Consider the following 20,868-nt stretch of genomic DNA (forward strand, 5'->3'; position numbering starts at 1 on the left):
GCTTAACCGGCGAGACGCGCCAGTAAGGAACACCCTGATGAGGAAACCGCACTGATGCGAGCCTCACGCCCTTGTGCCTGGTAATCTATGTGAATTTCGACATCCGGGTCAGGTAACACACCCGCACCTTGTTGCGGCCACTCCACCAGGCAGATGGCATCATTGGCAAAATAATCACGGATCCCCATAAATTCCAGCTCCTCAGGATCCGCAAGGCGATATAAATCAAAGTGGTACACCATGAGATTGTCGAGGGTGTACGGCTCGACGAGCGTGTAGGTTGGGCTTTTCACATTCCCGTTATGCCCTAACGCCTGCAAAAAACCCCGGCTGAAAGTGGTTTTACCCGCCCCCAAATCACCATACAGATAAATGACGGTTGCCCCCTGACAGGCCTGCGCCACGCGCTTGCCGAGATCTAAAGTGGCTTGTTCATCAGGTAAAGGAATCGCTCGATTAGTCATTTTCTACGTCAATCACATCCGGGTTAACAACACGCCGTAGCGTGCAAAAAAGATCGGTGGCCAGCATACCGCGTGTTCCATATCGCGCCGCCAGTTTATCTGCCGCGACACCGTGGGCCACGCAGCCCGCACAGGCTGCATCATAAAGGGGAAGTTTCTGTCCAAGCAATGCGCCGATGATACCGGAAAGCACGTCGCCCATACCGCCGCTCGCCATACCCGCATTTCCGGCATCAATAATGCCCAGCGCCTCGTCACTGGCAACGACGGTTCCTGCCCCTTTCAAAACGGCAACACCTCCGTAACGTTTTACCAGACGCTGAGCAGAAAGTAAGCGATCGCTTTCAATTTCTGCGACGCTGCAGTTAAGCAGGCGCGCGGCTTCGCCGGGGTGTGGCGTCAGGATGCGATTGTGACGCTTATCCGGGTTTATTGCCAGAAGGTTAAGCGCGTCGGCATCCCACAGCATCGGTTTACGAAAATTCTCGACTTTTTGCAGGGCCTGTTTACCCCATCCCTGTTGCCCAAGCCCTGGGCCAATGACCACGACATCCGCCCATTCGAGGCTTTCCTCAAGCGTCTGGGGCGTAAGCTCATGCACCATCAGCTCCGGTCGGGCTGTGATTAGCGGTGCAATGTTCTCAATACGAGTGAGAATTCGCACTAAACCAGCACCGCTGCGTAATGCTGCCTCGCCGGTCATGCGAATCGCCCCTGCCGTACCGCGATCGCCACCAATAATCACCAGCCTGCCGTGGTCGCCCTTATGGGATGTCGGACGGCGTGGCGGAAACCACTCAGTCAGCAGCGATGCATCAAAACGGGCGATGCGTATTTCCTGCCCGGCTAGCCAGCCCTCCAGCCCGAGCGCGTTATGGTGTAATACGCCGACCACATCCCGTGCTTTACCGGTTAACAGACCCGGCTTCAAAGCAATGAAGGTCACGGTGTGCGCAGCCTGGATGACGGCGCCAGGCGTCGCGCCGGTTTGCGCGTTCAGGCCTGAAGGGATATCCAGCGCCACTACCGGGGCGCAATGTCTGTTGGCGTGTTCAATCAGCGCGGCAATATTCTCGCGGGGAGCACTGCGCAGCCCGGTACCCAGCAGACCATCAATAATCAGATCGACATCCTCCGGCCAGACAATATCAGGCGCATGAATCACACCGCCGGCATTCAGCCATGCCTCCCGTGCTGCGCTGGCCTCTTCCGGCAGGGGCTTATCACTTTCCAGCGCCAGCAGCGTAACGCGAATACCGGCAGCTACCGCAAGACGGGCAACGACGTAGCCGTCCCCGCCGTTATTGCCGTGTCCGCACAAAATCAGCCAGTGGCTGGATTGCGGCCAGGCGCTGCGGGCAACGGTAAATGCTGCCTCTCCCGCACGCTGCATCAGTTCATAAAGGGTGATCCCGAGGCTGTCTGCAGCCTCTTTTTCGGCGCGCCGGAGGTCATCCGCATGCCAGATGGAATGTGGTATACTTGCGGGGTTTTTCTTCACTGTATGGTCCGTCATGTCACAGCCCCTCGATCTCAATGAGTTAGCGCAAAAAATAAAACAGTGGGGTGCTGAACTTGGCTTCCAGAAGGTGGGTATTACCGACACCGACCTCTCCGCCAGCGAGCCAAAACTGCAGGCCTGGCTGGACAAACAATACCACGGCGAAATGGAGTGGATGGCGCGTCACGGCATGATGCGTGCCCGCCCACACGAGCTTTTACCGGGTACCTTGCGCGTCATCAGCGTGCGCATGAACTATCTGCCTGCCAACGCGGCTTTTGCGCGCACGCTAAAAAATCCCTCTCTGGGTTACGTTAGCCGGTACGCCCTGGGGCGTGATTACCATAAGCTTCTGCGTAACCGTTTAAAAAAACTCGGGGAAACTATTCAGCAGCACTGTGTTTCGCTGAATTTTAGACCCTTTGTTGATTCCGCGCCTATTCTTGAGCGCCCGATCGCTGAAAAAGCCGGGCTTGGCTGGACAGGTAAGCACTCACTTATCCTTAGCCGTGACGCCGGATCGTTCTTCTTCCTTGGCGAATTGCTGATTGATTTACCGTTACCGATAGACGGCCCGGTGGAGGAAGGCTGTGGCCGCTGCGTGGCCTGCATGACCATCTGCCCGACGGGGGCTATCGTTGAGCCTTATACCGTTGATGCCCGTCGCTGCATCTCCTATCTCACTATCGAACTGGAAGGGGCCATTCCGGAGGAGTTTCGACCACTTATCGGCAACCGCATCTACGGCTGCGATGACTGCCAGCTGATCTGCCCGTGGAACCGTTATTCGCAGCTTACGGATGAAGAGGATTTCAGCCCGCGTAAGGCGCTGCATGCGCCACAACTCATCGAACTGTTCGTCTGGAGCGAAGCCTGGTTCCTGAAAGTGACGGAAGGCTCGGCCATTCGTCGTATCGGTCATCTGCGCTGGCTGCGTAATGTCGCCGTCGCGCTGGGTAATGCCCCGTGGGATGAAGCGAACATTCAGGCTCTTGAAAGCCGTAGAGGTGAGCACCCACTTCTTGATGAACACATAGAATGGGCGATTGCGCAGCAGATTGAGAAGCGTAATGCCTGTGTGGTTGAGGTGCAGCTTCCGAAAAAACAGCGGCTGGTCAGGGTCATCGAAAAAGGACTTACGCGGGATGCGTGAACTATTCACAGCCTGTGTATAAAAATAAAAACTCAAGCGCCATCTGGGCTTGAGAAGAGGTCAAGTGATCTCAATAACATTTTGAAATCAAATTTTCTTCAATTTATACAATCACTTGGAAGGATATTATTCACCCTGCTAACTTTCTGCACAGTCAGGATTAAAGACGGAATCTGTGGATAACTCTGTTCACAAGAGTATTTCAGAAGAAATAGAAAACGTCCCCAACGACTCTTTTCGCTGTGGATACTTTAGATATGAAGAAGAATTTGGAGCGGGAAACGAGACTCGAACTCGCGACCCCGACCTTGGCAAGGTCGTGCTCTACCAACTGAGCTATTCCCGCTTGGGTGGTCTGTGCTCTGAAAGCACTTTCAAATTTTGGAGCGGGAAACGAGACTCGAACTCGCGACCCCGACCTTGGCAAGGTCGTGCTCTACCAACTGAGCTATTCCCGCTTGGGCAGTCTGTGCTGTGAAAGCACTTTTCAAATTTTGGAGCGGGAAACGAGACTCGAACTCGCGACCCCGACCTTGGCAAGGTCGTGCTCTACCAACTGAGCTATTCCCGCTTGGGCAGTCTGTGCTGTGAAAGCACTTTTCAAATTTTGGAGCGGGAAACGAGACTCGAACTCGCGACCCCGACCTTGGCAAGGTCGTGCTCTACCAACTGAGCTATTCCCGCAAATCTGTACTGCTTTTGTTGCTGTCGTAACGTGTAATTCTCTGTCGTTACGGGAGGCGCATTATACGAGAAATCCTTTTAGCTGCAACCCCCCTTAAAGCGATTTTTTCGAAATTCAGTTCAAATGCTTATTAAATCGGCAAGCTGAACAATTTAACGACAAAAACCCGGCCACGCAAGGCGCTGGATCTCAAAATCACAGCTTAATAAAGTTTTCGCGGTAGTACGCAAGCTCTGCCACAGACTCACGAATATCGTCCATCGCCTGGTGCGTCCCCTGCTTTTTAAAGCCATCAAGGATTTCAGGTTTCCAGCGGCGCGCCAGCTCTTTCAGGGTACTGACATCCAGATAGCGGTAGTGGAAGTAAGACTCCAGCTCCGGCATGTACTTAAACAGGAAACGGCGATCCTGGCCAATGCTATTCCCACAGATAGGCGATTTACCTGCCGGAACCCATTGTTTCAGGAACTCAAGCGTCGCCAGTTCTGCCTCGCGATCGCCCAACGTGCTGGCCTTCACGCGATCCACCAGGCCGCTGCCGGTGTGGGTGCGCACGTTCCATTCATCCATCAAAGCCAGCTGATCGTCGGACTGATGCACGGCAATCGTCGGCCCTTCGGCCAGAATATTCAGGTTGGCGTCCGTCACCAGAGTTGCAATCTCAATAATGCGATCGCGCTCGGGATCCAGCCCGGTCATTTCGAGATCGATCCAAATCAGGTTGTTTTCATCCGCGCTCATGTTATTTTCCACCCTTCTCGCATAACCGGCAGTAGCAGGTTAACTAGTATTAATTAGAGTGTATCATAGAGGTTTTGCCCCTTACGGGCGACCAGGAGCCAGCGCGATTGAGTAAAAATAAACTCTCCAAAGGGCAGCAGCGCCGCGTAAACGCCAACCACCAGCGCCGTCTTAAAACCACTTCGGAGAAGCCGGATTATGACGATAACCTGTTTGGTGAAGCGACAGAAGGCGTCGTCATCAGCCGTTTCGGTATGCATGCCGATGTGGAATCCGCCGACGGGGATATTCACCGCTGCAATATCCGTCGCACCATCCGTTCACTGGTTACCGGCGATCGCGTGGTCTGGCGTCCGGGTAAAGAGGCGGCTGAAGGGGTCACGGTTAAAGGCATCGTTGAAGCCGTGCATGAACGCACGTCGGTGCTCACCCGCCCGGATTTCTACGATGGCGTGAAGCCGATTGCCGCCAACATTAACCAGATCGTTATTGTTTCGGCGATTTTACCTGAGCTTTCGCTCAACATTATCGACCGTTACCTTGTCGCCTGCGAAACGCTGCAGGTTGAGCCGATCATTGTATTAAACAAAATCGATCTGCTGGACGACGACGGGATGGCCTTCGTCAATGAGCAGATGGATATCTATCGCAATATTGGCTATCGCGTCCTGATGGTCTCCAGCCATACCAAAGATGGTCTGAAACCGCTGGAAGAGGCGCTCACCGATCGCATCAGCATCTTTGCGGGCCAGTCCGGCGTGGGCAAATCGAGTCTGCTGAACAATTTGCTTGGCCTCCAGCAGGCGATCCTTACCAATGATGTGTCTGATGTCTCGGGTCTTGGCCAGCACACCACCACCGCATCACGCCTGTATCACTTCCCGCACGGGGGCGATGTCATCGACTCCCCGGGCGTGCGCGAGTTCGGTTTGTGGCATCTTGAACCGGAACAAATCTTCAACGGATTTGTCGAATTCCATGATTATTTAGGCGCTTGCAAGTACCGCGACTGTAAACACGATAATGACCCAGGTTGCGCTATCCGTGAAGCGGTCGAAAAAGGTGAGATTGCGGAGACCCGCTTCGAGAATTACCACCGCATTCTTGAGAGCATGGATCAGGTAAAAACGCGTAAAAACTTTTCTGATTCTGACAACTGACAACTAAGCTAAGCATCGCTAAAATCGTCCCCTTTTTTCAGGTTCCGGCGGCTTACCGCCGGATCAGGAACGACAAAACAATGGCCTGGAGGCTACCTTGTTAAACGCATTTAAACTTTCGCTTCAATACATTCTGCCAAAACTGTGGCTCACTCGCCTGGCGGGCTGGGGCGCAAGCAAACGCGCGGGCTGGCTGACCAAACTGGTCATCGACCTTTTTGTGAAGTATTACAAGGTCGACATGAAAGAGGCACAGAAGCCAGACACCGCCAGCTACCGTACCTTCAACGAGTTTTTTGTACGCCCGCTGCGCGATGAAGTGCGTCCGCTGAACACCGACCCTAACGTACTGGTGATGCCCGCTGACGGCGTGATCAGCCAGCTGGGTAATATCGAAGACGACAAAATCCTGCAGGCGAAAGGCCATAACTACAGCCTGGAAGCGCTGCTGGCGGGTAACTACCTGATGGCGGACCTGTTCCGTAACGGTACGTTTGCGACCACCTACCTGTCACCGCGCGACTATCACCGCGTACACATGCCGTGTAACGGTATCCTGCGTGAGATGATCTACGTTCCGGGCGATCTCTTCTCCGTGAACCACCTGACCGCGCAGAACGTACCGAACCTGTTTGCCCGTAACGAACGCGTCATCTGCCTGTTCGATACTGAATTTGGCCCGATGGCGCAAATTCTGGTGGGCGCGACCATTGTCGGCAGTATTGAAACCGTCTGGGCTGGCACCATCACGCCTCCGCGTGAAGGTATCATCAAACGCTGGACGTGGCCTGCCGGTGAAGCGGAAGGCTCTGTCGCCCTGCTGAAAGGTCAGGAGATGGGGCGCTTCAAGCTGGGCTCTACCGTTATCAACCTGTTTGCGCCGGGCAAAGTGAAGCTGGCTGAACAGCTTGAAAGCCTGTCGGTGACCAAACTTGGCCAGCCGCTGGCAGTCTCCACCGAAACTTTTGTGACACCCGATGCAGAACCTGCTCCGCTGTCACAAGAAGAGATCAACGCCGAGCATGACGCCAGCCCGCTGGTTGACGACAAAAAAGACGAAGGCTAACAACAGAAGGATCGCTGACGTGCGCCCGATTATCGTTCTACTGATGGCCTGGTGCCTCAGCATGGGGGCGTACGCAGCGACAGCCCCCGACGCCAAACAGATAAGTCAGGAACTGGAGCAGGCAAAAGCGGCCAAACCCGCTCAGCCAGAGACCGTCGAGTCGCTTCAGTCCGCACTGAACGCGCTTGAAGAGCGGAAAGGCTCTCTTGAGCGCGCTCAGCAATATCAGCAAGTTATCGACAACTTCCCCAAACTCTCGCAAACATTGCGCGCGCAGCTGGCGAATCTGCGTGATGAGCCGCGCGATGTGCCAGCCAACATGACCACGGACGCCCTGAATCAGGAAATCCTGCAGGTCAGCAGCCAGCTTCTGGAGAAGAGCCGTCTGGCTCAGCAGGAGCAAGAGCGTGCACGTGAAATTGCCGACTCCCTCAGCCAGCTCCCGCAGCAGCAAACCGACGCCCGTCGCCAGCTTAATGAAGTTGAGCGCCGCGTGGGTACGCAAACCGGCAACACGCCGCAGGCGCAGGCACAAAATCTTGGCCTGCAGGCGGAATCGGCGCGTCTGAAAGCCCTGGTAGATGAACTGGAACTGGCGCAGCTGTCCGCCAATAACCGCCAGGAGCTGTCGCGGATGCGCTCGGAACTCGCACAAAAGCAGAGCGAGCAGCTGGATGCGTATCTTCAGGCCCTGCGTAATCAGCTTAATAGCCAGCGCCAGCGCGAGGCCGAACGTGCTCTCGAAAGCACCGAACTGCTGGCGGAAAACAGTGCCAACCTGCCAGCGGACATCGTCGATCAGTTTAAGGTCAACCGTGAGCTTTCTGCCGCACTGAATCAGCAGGCGCAGCGTATGGATCTGGTTGCCTCACAGCAACGTCAGGCAACCAATCAAACCCTACAGGTGCGTCAGGCGCTCAACACCCTGCGCGAACAGTCCCAGTGGCTTGGGTCATCAAACCTGCTGGGCGAGGCGTTGCGTGCCCAGGTTGCGCGTCTGCCGGAAATGCCGAAGCCGCAGCAGCTGGATACTGAGATGGCCCAGCTACGCGTTCAGCGATTACATTTTGAGGATCTACTCAATAAGCAGCCGCAAATTCGCCAAATCCGACAGGCGGATGGCCAGCCCCTGACCAGCGAGCAAAACCGGATTCTGGAAGCTCAGCTGCGTACCCAGCGTGAACTGCTGAACTCCCTGCTGCAGGGCGGCGATACGCTGATTCTGGAGCTGACTAAGCTCAAGGTTTCCAACAGCCAGCTGGAAGATGCGCTGAAAGAGGTCAACGAGGCAACGCACCGTTATCTTTTCTGGACATCCGACGTGCGTCCAATGACCTTCTCGTGGCCGATCGAGATCGTGCAGGATTTGCGCCGTCTGATTTCGCTGGACACCGTCAGTCAACTGGGACAGGCCAGCGTGATGATGCTGACCAGCAAAGAGACCATCTTCCCGCTGCTGGGCGCGTTGATTCTGGTGGGATTCAGCATTTACTCACGCAGGCATTTTACCCGTTTCCTGGAGCGTTCCAGCGCACGGGTGGGGAAAGTCACTCAGGACCATTTCTGGCTGACGCTGCGCACCGTGTTTTGGTCGATACTTGTCGCCTCTCCGCTGCCGGTGCTGTGGATGACGCTCGGGTACGGGCTACGGGAAGCCTGGCCCTATCCACTCGCCGTTGCCATTGGCGATGGCGTGACCGCCACGGTACCGCTGCTGTGGGTCGTGATGATCTGCGCCACCCTCGCGCGGCCAAATGGCCTTTTCATTGCCCACTTTGGCTGGCCACGTAACCGCGTTGCGCGCGCCATGCGCTACTACCTGATGAGCATCGGGCTGATTGTGCCGCTGATTATGGCGCTGATCATGTTTGATAATCTCGATGACCGCGAGTTCTCAGGCTCGCTGGGCCGCCTCTGCTTTATGCTGATATGTGGTGCGCTGGCCATTGTCACGCTCAGCCTGAAACGTGCAGGGATACCGCTCTATCTGGATAAATCCGGTAGCGGCGACAACATGTTTAACCGACTGCTCTGGAACCTGCTGCTCAGTGCCCCTCTGATTGCAATGCTGGCTGCAGCAGTGGGATATCTGGCTACCTCGAAGGCGCTACTGGCGCGTCTGGAAACCTCGGTGGCGATCTGGTTCCTGCTTCTGGTGGTGTATCACGTTATCCGCCGCGGAATGCTGATCCAGCGCCGTCGTCTGGCCTTCGACCGCGCCAAGCATCGCCGGGCGGAGATCCTCGCTCAACGTGCGCGAGGTGAGGAAGAGTCAAACCATGTTAACAGCACGGAAGGCACGATAGACGCGGACGAGGTCGAACTGGATCTGGATGCCATCAGTACCCAGTCCCTGCGGCTGGTGCGTTCCATCCTGATGCTGGTAGCCCTCCTGTCGGTAATCTTCCTGTGGTCGGAAATTCATTCCGCATTTGGCTTCCTGGAGAACATCTCTCTGTGGGATGTGACGTCCACGGTGCAGGGCGTGGAAAGCCTGGAGCCAATTACCCTGGGCGCGGTGCTGATTGCCATTCTGGTGCTGATCATCACCACCCAACTGGTGCGTAACTTCCCGGCACTGCTCGAGCTGGCGCTATTACAGCATCTGGATTTAACCCCCGGCACGGGATATGCGATTACCACCATCACCAAATACCTGATATTGCTTTTTGGTGGGATGGTCGGTTTCTCAATGATTGGTATCGAGTGGTCTAAACTGCAGTGGCTGGTCGCCGCGCTGACGTTTGGCCTGGGTTTTGGCATGCAGGAGATTTTCGCCAACTTTGTGTCCGGCCTGATCATCCTGTTTGAAAAACCGATTCGTATAGGCGATACGGTGACGATTCGCGATCTGACCGGTAGCGTAACGAAGATCAACACTCGCGCCACCACAATCAGTGACTGGGACCGTAAAGAGATCATCGTGCCTAACAAGGCGTTTATCACCGAGCAGTTTATCAACTGGTCGTTGTCAGACTCCGTCACGCGTGTGGTGCTGACAGTGCCGGCGCCGTCGGATGCTAACAGTGAAGAAGTCACGCAGATCCTCTATACCGCTGCCGAACGCTGCACGCTGGTGCTCGATAACCCTGCACCGGAAGTGTTCCTGGTCGATTTACAACAGGGGATCCAGATTTTCGAGCTCCGTATCTACGCCGCCGAAATGGGACACCGAATGCCGCTTCGCCATGAGATCCACCAGCTGATTCTGGCGGGCTTCCGCGAGCACGGTATTGATATGCCGTTCCCACCGTTCCAGATGCGTCTGGAAAGTATGGACGGACGAAAGATGGGTAAAACCCTAACCTCGGCGGCAAGAACCCGCCCGGCAGGAAGTTTGTAACTGTCTCCCCTCCCTTTCGGGAGGGGTATTTTAGCGCTATGCCACTTCCGTGACGAACGCCTGCGAGCGTCGACGGTAATTCTCGTAAATCCCCATCGCCAGCAGCGAGAAGAAGATCGGTCCACCAACCATCCACAACGCGCTGTTCCAGTCATTCGCCTCAACCACGGGCTGTATAACGGTAAAGATGTTGGCAAACGCCACGACCAGCACCACTACCGTGGTCGCCAGCAGCGTTGCCGCGCGGGTTTTGAAGATCACAAACGGACGCTCAAGATCCTGCTTCGCTTTGAAGAACGGGAACGCCAGGGTCAGGAACAGGTAGGGCAGCGTCATCGACACGTTCGCCATCAGGGTCAGCTTGTTGTAAAACGCAGACGCCGTATCGCCACCAAAAGACACCAGCAGGATGAACATGCAGACCAGCAGACACTGCATCCACATAGCGTTAGCTGGCATTCCTGCGGTGTTCAACTGCGTCATGCGTGCTGGCCACAGCGCTTTAGGCGTACCCTGAATGATCGCTTTCAGCGGCGAGTAGATTAGCGTGAAGAATGCGCCGGTATAGGCGAGGAACATCGACAGGCCGGTGATACGCGCAAACCAGACTCCCATTACCGATGCCGCCTCGGGGCTCAGGTTCATCGCCTGCCCCAGGGTCATCCCCAGGCTTTTCATTAGCACATAGGTAATGTTGCCGAGGTTAGTGGTGTTATTGCTCAACACCTGTTGCCAGTTGGTGCTGACGCCCCAGAGGAAAATGGCCAGTGAATAGCCGATGGAAATCACGATAGCGGCAAAAATAATCCCTTTGGCGAAGTTCTTTTCCGGGTTCTCGGTCTTGTCGACCAGCCCGCCTACCGCTTCAATACCACCGTAAGCGAAGATGGCAAACACCCCAAAGGAGAGCATAGCCAGCCCGGACTGATAACCCGGATTAGGGGATGAAACAAAATTGACCTCCTGCGCAAAATGCCCGCCGTTCAGGCACAGAATAGCGATACTCACCAGCAGCAGCACCAGGTTCAGACACATCACTGAAATACCACCAACCGCGGTGATACGGGCAATTTTGTTGATGCCTTTCGACGCCACCAGCGTGACCATCACCATCCAGAAGACCGCCAGAATACCGACGACCTGCGTGGAGCTCAGCCCCGCCAGCGACCAGACCTGCGTTTTATCCGTACCAAAAAGAAACGTGGAGAACGGCACCCAGACTTTGGCCGCCGTGCTGACCATCCACACGACGTAGGATGAAAACCACATAAACGTCCCGATAAACGCGTAACGCGGGCCGATACTGTTGTTCATCCACGAATAGATACCGCCCTCTTCTTTTCGGTAAGCCGAGCCCATCTCCGCCATCATTAGCGCAAACGGGATAAAGAAGAACAGAGCAGAAACGATATAAAACGGCGTCGCGCTATAGCCCATCAGATAGAAAGCCGACGGGCTGTTAGCAAAGCCAAAAACTGACGTAAAAATCATCAGTATGAGCCCGGTAAGGGTCATTTTTTTGAGTGAGTGGGACATATAACCATCCGAAGAGGAATTAAACTGCGCGGATGGTAGCAGATGACCAGACAAATATTGTGGCTATACGAGGCAATTTAAGAAAAAGACCCGTGTACACAGAAAATGGCAGTTTTTAATGTTGCCATGACGAAATGGAAAGGATAATTGCCACCAGAAGCGTAGGCCGGGTAAGCGATAGCGCCACCCGGCAATTCTTTACGCGCGATCGACCGTAAAGGCAATCACATCGCCCAGTTGCTCTGCGCCAAGGGCCAGCATTACCAGACGGTCAACACCCAGCGCTACGCCTGAGCAGTCCGGCAGACCGGCTTTTAACGCTTCCAGCAGGTTGTTATCAATTGGCTGCTGCGGCAGACCACGCGCGCCGCGCTTGCGGTTATCCTGCTCAAAACGCTGCTGCTGTTCACGCGCGTCGGTCAGTTCGTGGAAACCGTTCGCCAGCTCGATGCCTTTGTAATAGACCTCAAAACGCTCCGCCACGCGGTGATCTTCGGTGCTGATCTGCGCCAGTGACGCCTGGCTTGCCGGGAAATGGTAAACGAAGGTCGGGCGATCTTTGCCAATCAGTGGTTCAACACCAAAAGTGAACAGCAGTTGCAGCAGCGTGTCGCGATCCTCTTCGGTATCCGCCACGTTGCTCAGATCCAGTTTTGCCGCCACTTCGCGCAGCTGGGCCTTGTCCGCCGACAGCGGATCGATTTCCAGATGGCGCTGGAAAGCCTGCTGATAAGAGAGCGTTTCTGCTTCTGAACACTCCAGTACCTGCTGCAGCAGATCGTCCACCTCATTCATCAGGCGGTACATATCATAATGCGGGCGGTACCACTCCAGCATGGTGAATTCCGGGTTATGGTGACGACCCATCTCTTCATTTCGGAAACTGCGGCACAGCTGATACACCGGACCACACCCCGCCGCCAGCAGGCGTTTCATGTGGTATTCCGGGCTGGTCATCAGATACAGATTCATGCCCTGAGAGTGGCCAGGACCAACAAAACGGGTTTCAAACGGGACCAGATGAATATCCGTCACCGTTGCCTGACTCATGCACGGGGTTTCCACCTCCAGGACGCCGCGGTCGGCAAAGAAACGACGGATCTCCGTCATAATTGCAGCGCGTTTTAACAGATTTGGGATGGATGCGCTCGGCTGCCAGGTGGCCGTTTCGCTCATGAGTTTTTCTCCGATTTCAGACAAGGGCACGAAGTCTACTCGTTAGCAGGGACAGAGACAAATTTTGCGCAGTAAAAAAGCGCATTTCATTTAGGTTGATTATTTCGTGACGTAATTCATCAATCACCATGATAAATCACCGCACAGAACAGCAAAAAAATCGAACACGTCAAATTTCCCTGACATCTACACGGTTATACTCTTTTACCCATAAAGGAGCAGTGGAAACGCTTTCGCAATCGTCCCTTTGGACGGGTGAACTACCTTTAGTTTGTCGCGTTGCGAAATAACAAAAATCTGGAGGAATGTCGTGCAAACTTTTCAAGCCGATCTTGCCGTAATTGGCGCTGGCGGGGCTGGATTACGTGCTGCGATTGCTGCAGCGCAGGCTAATCCAAACGCTAAAATCGCACTGATTTCAAAAGTCTATCCGATGCGCAGCCACACGGTTGCCGCAGAAGGAGGATCCGCCGCCGTTGCGCAGGATCATGACAGCTTTGAATACCATTTCCACGACACGGTTGCAGGGGGCGACTGGCTTTGCGAACAGGATGTCGTAGACTACTTTGTCCACCATTGTCCAACGGAGATGACCCAGCTTGAGCAGTGGGGATGTCCGTGGAGCCGCCGTCCGGACGGCAGCGTCAACGTCCGCCGCTTCGGCGGAATGAAGATTGAACGCACCTGGTTCGCCGCCGATAAGACCGGCTTCCACATGTTGCATACCCTGTTCCAGACCTCCCTTCAGTTCCCACAAATTCAGCGCTTTGATGAACATTTCGTCCTCGATATCCTGGTTGATGACGGGCATGCGCGCGGCCTGGTGGCAATGAACATGATGGAAGGCACGCTCGTTCAGATCCGCGCTAACGCGGTGGTGATGGCAACGGGCGGCGCGGGACGCGTGTACCGCTACAACACCAACGGCGGCATCGTTACCGGTGACGGAATGGGCATGGCGCTCAGCCACGGCGTGCCGCTGCGTGATATGGAGTTTGTGCAGTATCACCCAACCGGTCTGCCAGGGTCCGGCATTTTGATGACGGAAGGCTGCCGCGGTGAAGGCGGTATTCTGGTCAACAAAAACGGCTACCGCTATCTGCAGGATTACGGTATGGGTCCGGAAACGCCGCTTGGTGAGCCGAAGAACAAATACATGGAACTCGGCCCGCGCGACAAAGTTTCTCAGGCCTTCTGGCACGAGTGGCGCAAAGGCAACACCATCTCAACGCCGCGCGGCGACGTGGTTCACCTTGACCTGCGTCACCTGGGCGAGAAGAAACTGCTGGAACGTCTGCCGTTTATCTGTGAGCTGGCGAAAGCCTATGTGGGCGTCGACCCGGTGAAAGAGCCGATTCCGGTTCGCCCAACTGCACACTACACCATGGGCGGTATCGAAACCGATCAGCAGTGTGAAACCCGCATTCAGGGTCTGTTTGCGGTGGGCGAATGTTCCTCTGTGGGTCTGCACGGCGCCAACCGTCTGGGATCTAACTCGCTGGCAGAGCTGGTGGTCTTTGGCCGCATGGCGGGCGAACGCGCAATGGAGCGTGCTGCAACCGCAGGCGAAGCTAACGGTGCCGCGCTGGATGCGCAGGTCGCAGACGTTGAAAAACGCCTGAAAGATCTGGTGAACCAGGAAGGTAACGAGAACTGGTCGAAGATCCGCGATGAAATGGGTCTGTCGATGGAAGAAGGCTGCGGTATCTACCGTACCCCTGAGCTGATGCAGAAAACCGTCGACAAGCTGGCGGAGCTGCAGGAGCGCTTCAAGCGCGTGCGCATCACCGACACCTCCAGCGTCTTCAATACCGACCTGCTCTATACCATTGAGCTGGGCCACGGCCTGAACGTCGCGGAATGTATGGCGCACTCTGCGCTGGCGCGTAAAGAGTCGCGTGGGGCGCACCAGCGTCTGGACGAAGGCTGCACCGAACGTGACGACGTCAATTTCCTGAAACACACTCTCGCCTGGCGCGATGCGGATGGCACAACGCGCCTGGACTACAGCGACGTGAAAATCACCACGCTGCCGCCGGCTAAACGCGTGTACGGCGCAGAAGCAGAAGCCGCCGAGAAGAAGGAGAAGGCGAATGGCTGAGATGCAAAAACTGAAAGTTGAAGTGGTGCGCTACAATCCGGAAGTGGATACCGCCCCCCACAGCGCTTTCTATGAAGTGCCTTATGACGAGCAAACCTCCCTGCTGGATGCGCTCGGCTATATCAAAGATAACCTGGCACCGGACCTGAGCTACCGCTGGTCCTGCCGCATGGCAATCTGCGGCTCCTGCGGCATGATGGTCAACAAAGTGCCGAAGCTGGCATGTAAAACCTTCCTGCGCGATTACACCAAAGGCATCAAGGTTGAAGCATTGGGTAATTTCCCAATCGAGCGCGATCTGGTGGTCGATATGACGCACTTTATCGAAAGTCTGGAAGCGATTAAGCCGTACATCATTGGCAACCCGCGTACTCCTGATCAGGGACCCAATACCCAGACGCCAGCGCAGATGGCGAAATACCATCAGTTCTCCGGCTGCATCAACTGCGGCCTGTGCTATGCCGCTTGTCCCCAGTTTGGCCTGAACCCTGAGTTCATCGGCCCGGCCGCCATTACCCTGGCGCACCGCTATAACGAAGACAGCCGCGACCACGGTAAAAAAGAACGCATGGCGCAGCTTAACAGCCAGAACGGCGTCTGGACCTGTACCTTTGTGGGTTATTGCTCCGAAGTTTGTCCGAAGCATGTCGACCCGGCCGCCGCAATTCAGCAGGGTAAAGTGGAAAGCTCGAAAGACTTTCTTATCGCTACCCTGAAACCACGCTAAGGAGTGCATGATGACGACTAAACGCAAAGCCTATGTGCGGCCAGTGCCGTCCACCTGGTGGAAAAACCTGCCGTTTTATCGCTTCTACATGCTGCGTGAAGGCACGGCGGTACCGGCGGTCTGGTTCAGCCTTGAGCTGATGTATGGCGTTTTTGCCCTCAAGCACGGGCCGGAAACCTGGGCGAACTTTGTCGGTTTCCTGCAAAACCCCATCATCGTAATTCTGAACCTGATCGTGCTCGCGGCAGCGCTGCTTCATACCAAAACCTGGTTTGAACTGGCGCCAAAAGCGGCAAACATCATCGTAAAAGGCGAGAAAATGGGGCCAGAGCCGGTGATTAAAGGGCTATGGGGAGTGACGATCCTGGTCACTGTGGTCATTCTGTTTGTCGCACTGTTCTGGTAAGGAGACGACTGTGATTAATCCAAATCCAAAACGTTCAGACGAGCCGGTCTTCTGGGGCCTGTTTGGCGCAGGCGGCATGTGGAGCGCCATCATCGCGCCGGTGATCATTCTGCTGGTCGGGATTATGCTGCCGCTGGGGTTATTCCCGGGCGATGCGCTGAGCTACGAACGCGTGCTGGCGTTTGCGAGCAGCTTTATTGGTCGGGTATTCATCTTCCTGATGATCGTCCTGCCGCTGTGGTGTGGCCTGCACCGTATTCACCATGCGATGCATGACCTGAAAATCCATGTACCGAGCGGTAAATGGGTATTCTACGGTCTGGCGACCATCCTGACCGTGGTGACGCTGATTGCCGTGGTCACTATCTGATACATCTGGCCCGCCCTCCGGCGGGCCTTTTATTTCTGCATTTTTCCCACCAGCCATTGAGCAAACTCATGCATTGCGGGGGTTTCAGCCCTCGACTGTAATCGCGTGAGCCAGTAACTCCCCAGGTCAATCCGGGTGGCAAACGGCTGCACGATACGCTCGCTATTGAGCAGATGGGTAAACATATCCACAGGTGCTATGGCGATGCCTACACCTGCCTGCGCGGCTTCCAGCATGGTCACGGACGAATCAAAGACCATCACCCGATGCGTGGGTGACGGGGGATGTTCACCTGCCGCCTGCATCCACGCCGACCATTCGTCGCGTCGGTAGGAGCGCAGCAGGGTAAACTTCAGAATGTCGGCCGGAGACTGGAGCCCGAGAGCAATATCGGGTGAGCAAAGCGGGGACAACGGTGCAGAACACAGGAACTGCGCTTCAGTGCCGTGCCACGCCCCGCCACCGTAGCGAATCGTATAATCCAGCCCTTCCGCCGCGGGATCGACGCGGTTGTTATGGGTCGAAAGATGAAGATCGATATGCGGATAGCAGCGACGAAAGTCCGCGAGCTGCGAGAATAAAACACCGGTAGCAAAGGTGCCGACCACACCCACTTTTAGCTTCTCCTGGGCGCGATGACTGGCAAAGCGATCAAGCATTCCGGCGATCCGATCGAATGAATCATTCAACACCGGCAGCAAGTTTTCACCTTCCGTGGTCAGCATCAGCCCGCGCGAAACGCGGACAAACAGCTGACAATTCAGATGCTGCTCCAGCGCTTTAACGTGCTGGCTGATAGCAGAGTGGGTCACGTTCAGCTCTATCGCAGCATGCGTAAAACTGAGGTGTCTGGCGGCAGCTTCGAAAGCGCGAAGCGAATTAAGCGGGAGATAGCTGCGGGTCATCATTACATCCGTTAGAAAAATTAACAGCTAATGCTAAATTTAACCGTTTGTCAGCCACAGTCAAATCCAACAGACTACTGAGGTCTGACGGGCCCGGACACTCCCTTGAACCGCTATTACGGAAGATAACTGATGAAGACAAAATCCCTTTGCTGTGCCCTGCTGCTCAGCACCTCCTGCTCTGTTCTCGCCGCGCCGATGTCAGAGAAACAGCTGTCTGACGTGGTGGAACGTACCGTTACCCCCCTGATGAAAGCGCAAGCCATTCCGGGCATGGCGGTGGCGGTGATTTATCAGGGTCATCCGCACTACTTTACCTTCGGAAAGGCCGATGTTGCGGCGAACAAACCTGTCACCCCGCAAACCCTGTTTGAGCTGGGCTCTATAAGTAAAACCTTCACCGGCGTATTAGGTGGCGATGCGATTGCGCGCGGAGAAATATCGCTGGGCGACCCCGTGACAAAGTACTGGCCCGAGCTAACAGGCAAGCAGTGGCAGGGTATTCGCATGTTGGATCTGGCGACCTACACCGCGGGTGGCCTGCCGCTACAGGTGCCGGATGAGGTCACGGATAACGCCTCCCTGCTGCGTTTCTATCAACACTGGCAACCGCAGTGGAAACCAGGCGCAACGCGTCTTTATGCGAACGCCAGCATCGGGCTTTTTGGCGCCCTCGCGGTTAAACCCTCCGGTATGAGCTTTGAACAGGCCATGACGAAGCGGGTCTTCAAGCCACTCAAACTGGACCATACATGGATTAACGTTCCGAAAGAAGAAGAGGCGCATTACGCCTGGGGATACCGTGACGGTAAAGCAATCCACGTTTCACCGGGAATGCTGGATGCCGAAGCGTATGGTGTCAAAACCAACATCCAGGATATGGCGAGCTGGGTGAAGGCCAACATGAACCCTGACGCCCTTCCGAATTCAACGTTGAAACAGGGTATTGCCCTGGCACAGTCTCGCTACTGGCGCGTGGGTGCCATGTACCAGGGTCTGGGCTGGGAGATGCTCAACTGGCCGGTAGAAGCCCAAACCGTCGTGGAGGGCAGCGATAACAAGGTGGCTCTTGCACCGTTACCGGTGGCAGAAGTGAACCCTCCAGCTCCGCCAGTAAAAGCATCATGGGTACATAAAACAGGCTCGACGGGTGGATTCGGCAGCTATGTCGCATTTATTCCTGAAAAGGAACTCGGCATTGTTATGCTGGCGAACAAGAGCTACCCGAACCCGGCGCGCGTGGAAGCGGCATACCGTATTCTGAGCGCTCTGCAGTAAAACCTTGCCGGGTGGTGCTAACGCCCACCCGGCCTGCAAAATTCCCGCATTTTCCCTGCTGTCATCTACACTTAACAAAAAACAGTAAGGAAACTCCTATGCGCATTCTGCCTGTTATCGCCGCGGTGACAGCCGCGTTTTTAGTGGTTGCCTGCAGTTCCCCTACCCCACCTCCTGGTGTCACTGTCGTCACGCCTTTTGACGCACAACGCTTTCTCGGAACATGGTATGAAATCGCCCGCCTCGACCATCGGTTCGAACAGGGTTTAGAGAAGGTGACTGCACATTACAGCATGATGGAGGATGGAGGTATTCAGGTTATCAACCGGGGCTATAACCCCGATCGGCAGATGTGGCAGCAGTCTGTCGGGAAAGCATACTTCACCGGCGACCCGCGACGGGCCGCGCTCAAAGTCTCTTTCATTGGCCCCTTCTATGGCGGCTATAACGTGATAGCGCTCGACAGAGAGTACCGTCACGCACTGGTCTGCGGGCCGGATCGCAACTATCTGTGGATACTTTCCCGCACGCCAACCATTTCGTCGGAGATGAAACAGCAGATGCTGGATGTCGCGACCCGGCAAGGGTTTGATGTGTCGAAACTCATCTGGGTTAAACAGCCCCACTAATGGGTGCTGAGCTTCAGTCCAATGATACCGGCCACAATCAGTGCGAGGCTGGCGATACGCGCCAGGCTCGCTGACTCACCCAGCAACAGAATGCCGGTAATTGCAGCCCCCACGGCACCAATCCCCGTCCAGACAGCATAGGCTGTTCCCACGGGCAGGGAACGCATCGCCCATGAGAGCAGAACAATACTCACAATCATCGCAGAAACGGTGATGACGCTGGGCGTCAGGCGGGTAAAACCGTGGGTGTACTTAAGACCAATCGCCCATACCACTTCGAGCAGGCCGGCAATAAAAAGAATAATCCAGGACATCTCAGGCTCCTTAACTTAAATAAGTTGGGGCCGTCCCCGATGAAGAAAGCGCTTACGGGTCGTCCCGCAAGGCAGATAACGCCTCATATTTTGGTTAACGTGCGATTTTTTTTCAATCATTTTCTGCTGACCCCCTTAAGGCCAGAAATAGCCGCAGTAAGGCGCGCAGTTCAGGCATTTATTACTCATCGGACTTCTCTATGATGATGTGCTTTCTGATGGCAGGAAGCCAAACCACTAGCCGACTGCGAATAAAATATGTTCAAAATACTTTTGATTGACCGTTGTCACTTTACCCGCGCGGGGTTTGAAGCATGGCTCAATCATTCCGGTTTATTCCCGGGACATTACGTTGTGACCGGGCTGAACAATCTTTTCCTCGCCAGAGAGCACATTCTGCAATGGAAACCCTCACTGGTTATCGCTGACCTGCATGGTTTCAGGCAGGATACTCCCCATTTCCAGCAATTCTCTTCCTTACTGAATGCCAGCGAAAAACTCCCCTTTATTATGTTGCAATCGGGAGAGGACAGAGACATGACGGCCTGGCTGGAGAACTTCCCGGTCTGGTCTTCACTCATGAAAAATGCCCGTCTTGAGGAACTCGCCACGGTTATTAATGACGCGTTAATTTCGGGCTCAGACACGCACAGACCAACAGTGGCCACGCCGTTGCTGACCCGCCAGGAGGAGAAAGTGCTGACAATGTGGATGGACGGCGCAAGCAATCAAAAAATTGCCGCTCACCTGAGTATCAATGGGAAAACGGTATATACCTACAAGCGAAATATCCGCATGAAGCTGCATATGGACACGCGCTTTTCCCCGTTTTTATCTCCGCAGGGTACAGAAAACTGACGGTACGAAACCCTTCTGGTTCCGTACCGTTAATTAATTACTGCTGTGCTTTTGTTGCCGCACCAGAGATTGCACTACCACCTTCAGAAATATCCTGACCAACGCCACGCGTGGTATTACAGGCAGTTAATACTGAAGAAAGTACCAGGACTGAAAAGATCGCTGCAATTGTCTTCTTAACCATAATATCTTCCTTTTATAGCCAAAGTTGTTTTGTGTATAGCAACTTAAGAATAGACAAGATCCCGCCGATTGACGGACAAGGAAGCATTTTTCGGAAAATTAGACGAGCTTAGCTGGCCGCGTGAGAAATGATATGCCCAAGATCCTGGATATCTTCCCCCATGCCGCGCGTGGTGTTACAGCCGGAAAGCAATGCACTGGAGAGCGCTAACAGAAGCAGAATTTTAACGGTACGTTTCATCATCCCTGCCTGCAAAAATCAGGCGCAGCGG

Annotated in this window: 20 protein-coding genes and 4 tRNA genes; 11 read left to right on the top strand and 13 right to left on the bottom strand. The window is 54.9% G+C overall.

What is annotated here, in order from left to right:
* Positions 1-2 precede the first annotated feature (2 nt).
* Both tsaE and nnr read right to left on the bottom strand, forming a co-directional pair.
* Positions 3-464, bottom strand: coding sequence for a tRNA (adenosine(37)-N6)-threonylcarbamoyltransferase complex ATPase subunit type 1 TsaE (tsaE, locus tag ACOTXR_RS10080; RefSeq protein WP_014882224.1), 462 nt, complete (start codon positions 462-464; stop codon positions 3-5).
* Positions 457-1,980: a bifunctional ADP-dependent NAD(P)H-hydrate dehydratase/NAD(P)H-hydrate epimerase gene (nnr, locus tag ACOTXR_RS10085; RefSeq protein WP_058690320.1), complete on the bottom strand. Its 1,524-nt coding sequence runs from the start codon at positions 1,978-1,980 to the stop codon at positions 457-459. The genes tsaE and nnr overlap by 8 nt, the downstream gene beginning before the upstream one ends.
* On the opposite strand from nnr, the gene queG reads away from it, so the two are divergent.
* On the top strand, positions 1,979-3,118 hold the full coding sequence (gene queG / locus ACOTXR_RS10090) for a tRNA epoxyqueuosine(34) reductase QueG (protein WP_058690321.1): 1,140 nt from the start codon (positions 1,979-1,981) through the stop codon (positions 3,116-3,118). The two genes, nnr and queG, sit on opposite strands and share 2 nt — an antisense overlap.
* Positions 3,119-3,388: 270 nt before the next feature.
* Here queG and ACOTXR_RS10095 read toward each other — a convergent pair.
* The 5 genes from ACOTXR_RS10095 to orn form a co-directional block, all read right to left on the bottom strand.
* Positions 3,389-3,464: transfer RNA gene (locus ACOTXR_RS10095), tRNA-Gly, on the bottom strand.
* A 36-nt stretch (positions 3,465-3,500) separates the two neighbouring features.
* Positions 3,501-3,576 (bottom strand) — tRNA-Gly (locus ACOTXR_RS10100).
* 37 nt (positions 3,577-3,613) lie between these two features.
* A tRNA-Gly gene (locus tag ACOTXR_RS10105) sits at positions 3,614-3,689 on the bottom strand.
* Positions 3,690-3,726: 37 nt separating this feature from the next.
* Positions 3,727-3,802: transfer RNA gene (locus tag ACOTXR_RS10110), tRNA-Gly, on the bottom strand.
* Positions 3,803-3,998: 196 nt separating this feature from the next.
* Positions 3,999-4,544, bottom strand: a complete 546-nt coding sequence (gene orn / locus ACOTXR_RS10115) for an oligoribonuclease (protein ID WP_014882221.1) — start codon at positions 4,542-4,544, stop codon at positions 3,999-4,001.
* A 107-nt stretch (positions 4,545-4,651) separates the two neighbouring features.
* Between orn and rsgA the strand changes: the two genes are divergently transcribed.
* From rsgA to mscM, 3 genes are all read left to right on the top strand, one after another.
* Positions 4,652-5,704 (top strand): small ribosomal subunit biogenesis GTPase RsgA, encoded by a 1,053-nt coding sequence (rsgA, locus tag ACOTXR_RS10120; protein ID WP_014882220.1) that lies wholly within the window; start codon positions 4,652-4,654, stop codon positions 5,702-5,704.
* Positions 5,705-5,801: 97 nt separating this feature from the next.
* On the top strand, positions 5,802-6,770 hold the full coding sequence (asd, locus tag ACOTXR_RS10125; RefSeq protein ID WP_023331845.1) for an archaetidylserine decarboxylase: 969 nt from the start codon (positions 5,802-5,804) through the stop codon (positions 6,768-6,770).
* A 19-nt stretch (positions 6,771-6,789) separates the two neighbouring features.
* Positions 6,790-10,113, top strand: coding sequence for a miniconductance mechanosensitive channel MscM (mscM, locus tag ACOTXR_RS10130; protein ID WP_045134428.1), 3,324 nt, complete (start codon positions 6,790-6,792; stop codon positions 10,111-10,113).
* 36 nt (positions 10,114-10,149) lie between these two features.
* On the opposite strand, the gene yjeM is transcribed toward mscM, so the two are convergent.
* Complete coding sequence (gene yjeM, locus ACOTXR_RS10135) at positions 10,150-11,649, bottom strand: glutamate/gamma-aminobutyrate family transporter YjeM (protein ID WP_058690322.1); 1,500 nt, start codon at positions 11,647-11,649, stop codon at positions 10,150-10,152.
* 198 nt (positions 11,650-11,847) lie between these two features.
* Entirely contained in the window at positions 11,848-12,825 is a 978-nt protein-coding gene (gene epmA / locus ACOTXR_RS10140; protein WP_014882216.1) for an elongation factor P--(R)-beta-lysine ligase, read from the bottom strand.
* 310 nt (positions 12,826-13,135) lie between these two features.
* On the opposite strand from epmA, the gene frdA reads away from it, so the two are divergent.
* The 4 genes from frdA to frdD are packed head-to-tail and all read left to right on the top strand — an operon-like array spanning position 13,136 to position 16,429.
* Positions 13,136-14,926: a fumarate reductase (quinol) flavoprotein subunit gene (frdA, locus tag ACOTXR_RS10145; protein ID WP_045134430.1), complete on the top strand. Its 1,791-nt coding sequence runs from the start codon at positions 13,136-13,138 to the stop codon at positions 14,924-14,926.
* Entirely contained in the window at positions 14,919-15,653 is a 735-nt protein-coding gene (gene frdB / locus ACOTXR_RS10150; protein ID WP_014882214.1) for a fumarate reductase iron-sulfur protein, read from the top strand. Before frdA ends, frdB begins: the two co-directional genes overlap by 8 nt.
* Before the next feature lie 10 nt (positions 15,654-15,663).
* On the top strand, positions 15,664-16,059 hold the full coding sequence (gene frdC, locus ACOTXR_RS10155) for a fumarate reductase subunit FrdC (protein ID WP_014882213.1): 396 nt from the start codon (positions 15,664-15,666) through the stop codon (positions 16,057-16,059).
* A 10-nt stretch (positions 16,060-16,069) separates the two neighbouring features.
* Entirely contained in the window at positions 16,070-16,429 is a 360-nt protein-coding gene (frdD, locus tag ACOTXR_RS10160) for a fumarate reductase subunit FrdD (protein WP_000609653.1), read from the top strand.
* A 29-nt stretch (positions 16,430-16,458) separates the two neighbouring features.
* Here frdD and ampR read toward each other — a convergent pair whose 3' ends face one another.
* A complete protein-coding gene (gene ampR / locus ACOTXR_RS10165; RefSeq protein WP_014882212.1) occupies positions 16,459-17,334 on the bottom strand; it encodes a LysR family transcriptional regulator AmpR in 876 nt (291 codons plus the stop codon).
* A gap of 132 nt (positions 17,335-17,466) precedes the next feature.
* On the opposite strand from ampR, the gene ACOTXR_RS10170 reads away from it, so the two are divergent.
* Positions 17,467-18,612 (top strand): cephalosporin-hydrolyzing class C beta-lactamase ACT-102, encoded by a 1,146-nt coding sequence (locus ACOTXR_RS10170; RefSeq protein WP_058690324.1) that lies wholly within the window; start codon positions 17,467-17,469, stop codon positions 18,610-18,612.
* Positions 18,613-18,710: 98 nt separating this feature from the next.
* Positions 18,711-19,241, top strand: coding sequence for a lipocalin family protein (locus tag ACOTXR_RS10175; RefSeq protein WP_058690325.1), 531 nt, complete (start codon positions 18,711-18,713; stop codon positions 19,239-19,241).
* Here ACOTXR_RS10175 and sugE read toward each other — a convergent pair.
* Positions 19,238-19,555 carry a quaternary ammonium compound efflux SMR transporter SugE gene (sugE, locus tag ACOTXR_RS10180; RefSeq protein WP_014882209.1) on the bottom strand — a complete coding sequence of 106 codons (318 nt, stop codon included), beginning with the start codon at positions 19,553-19,555 and terminating at the stop codon, positions 19,238-19,240. The genes ACOTXR_RS10175 and sugE overlap by 4 nt on opposite strands.
* A gap of 258 nt (positions 19,556-19,813) precedes the next feature.
* Between sugE and ACOTXR_RS10185 the strand changes: the two genes are divergently transcribed.
* On the top strand, positions 19,814-20,413 hold the full coding sequence (locus ACOTXR_RS10185; protein WP_045134434.1) for a response regulator transcription factor: 600 nt from the start codon (positions 19,814-19,816) through the stop codon (positions 20,411-20,413).
* A 37-nt stretch (positions 20,414-20,450) separates the two neighbouring features.
* Here ACOTXR_RS10185 and ecnB read toward each other — a convergent pair whose 3' ends face one another.
* Both ecnB and ACOTXR_RS10195 read right to left on the bottom strand, forming a co-directional pair.
* Positions 20,451-20,597, bottom strand: coding sequence for a lipoprotein toxin entericidin B (ecnB, locus tag ACOTXR_RS10190; RefSeq protein ID WP_003025482.1), 147 nt, complete (start codon positions 20,595-20,597; stop codon positions 20,451-20,453).
* A gap of 108 nt (positions 20,598-20,705) precedes the next feature.
* Positions 20,706-20,837 (bottom strand): entericidin A/B family lipoprotein, encoded by a 132-nt coding sequence (locus ACOTXR_RS10195; RefSeq protein WP_013095266.1) that lies wholly within the window; start codon positions 20,835-20,837, stop codon positions 20,706-20,708.
* Between the last annotated feature and the right edge of the window lie 31 nt (positions 20,838-20,868).

The sequence above is a fragment of the Enterobacter cloacae complex sp. IR53030 genome (genome assembly GCF_049238365.1).
In the GTDB taxonomy this organism is placed as follows: Bacteria; Pseudomonadota; Gammaproteobacteria; order Enterobacterales; family Enterobacteriaceae; genus Enterobacter; species Enterobacter kobei.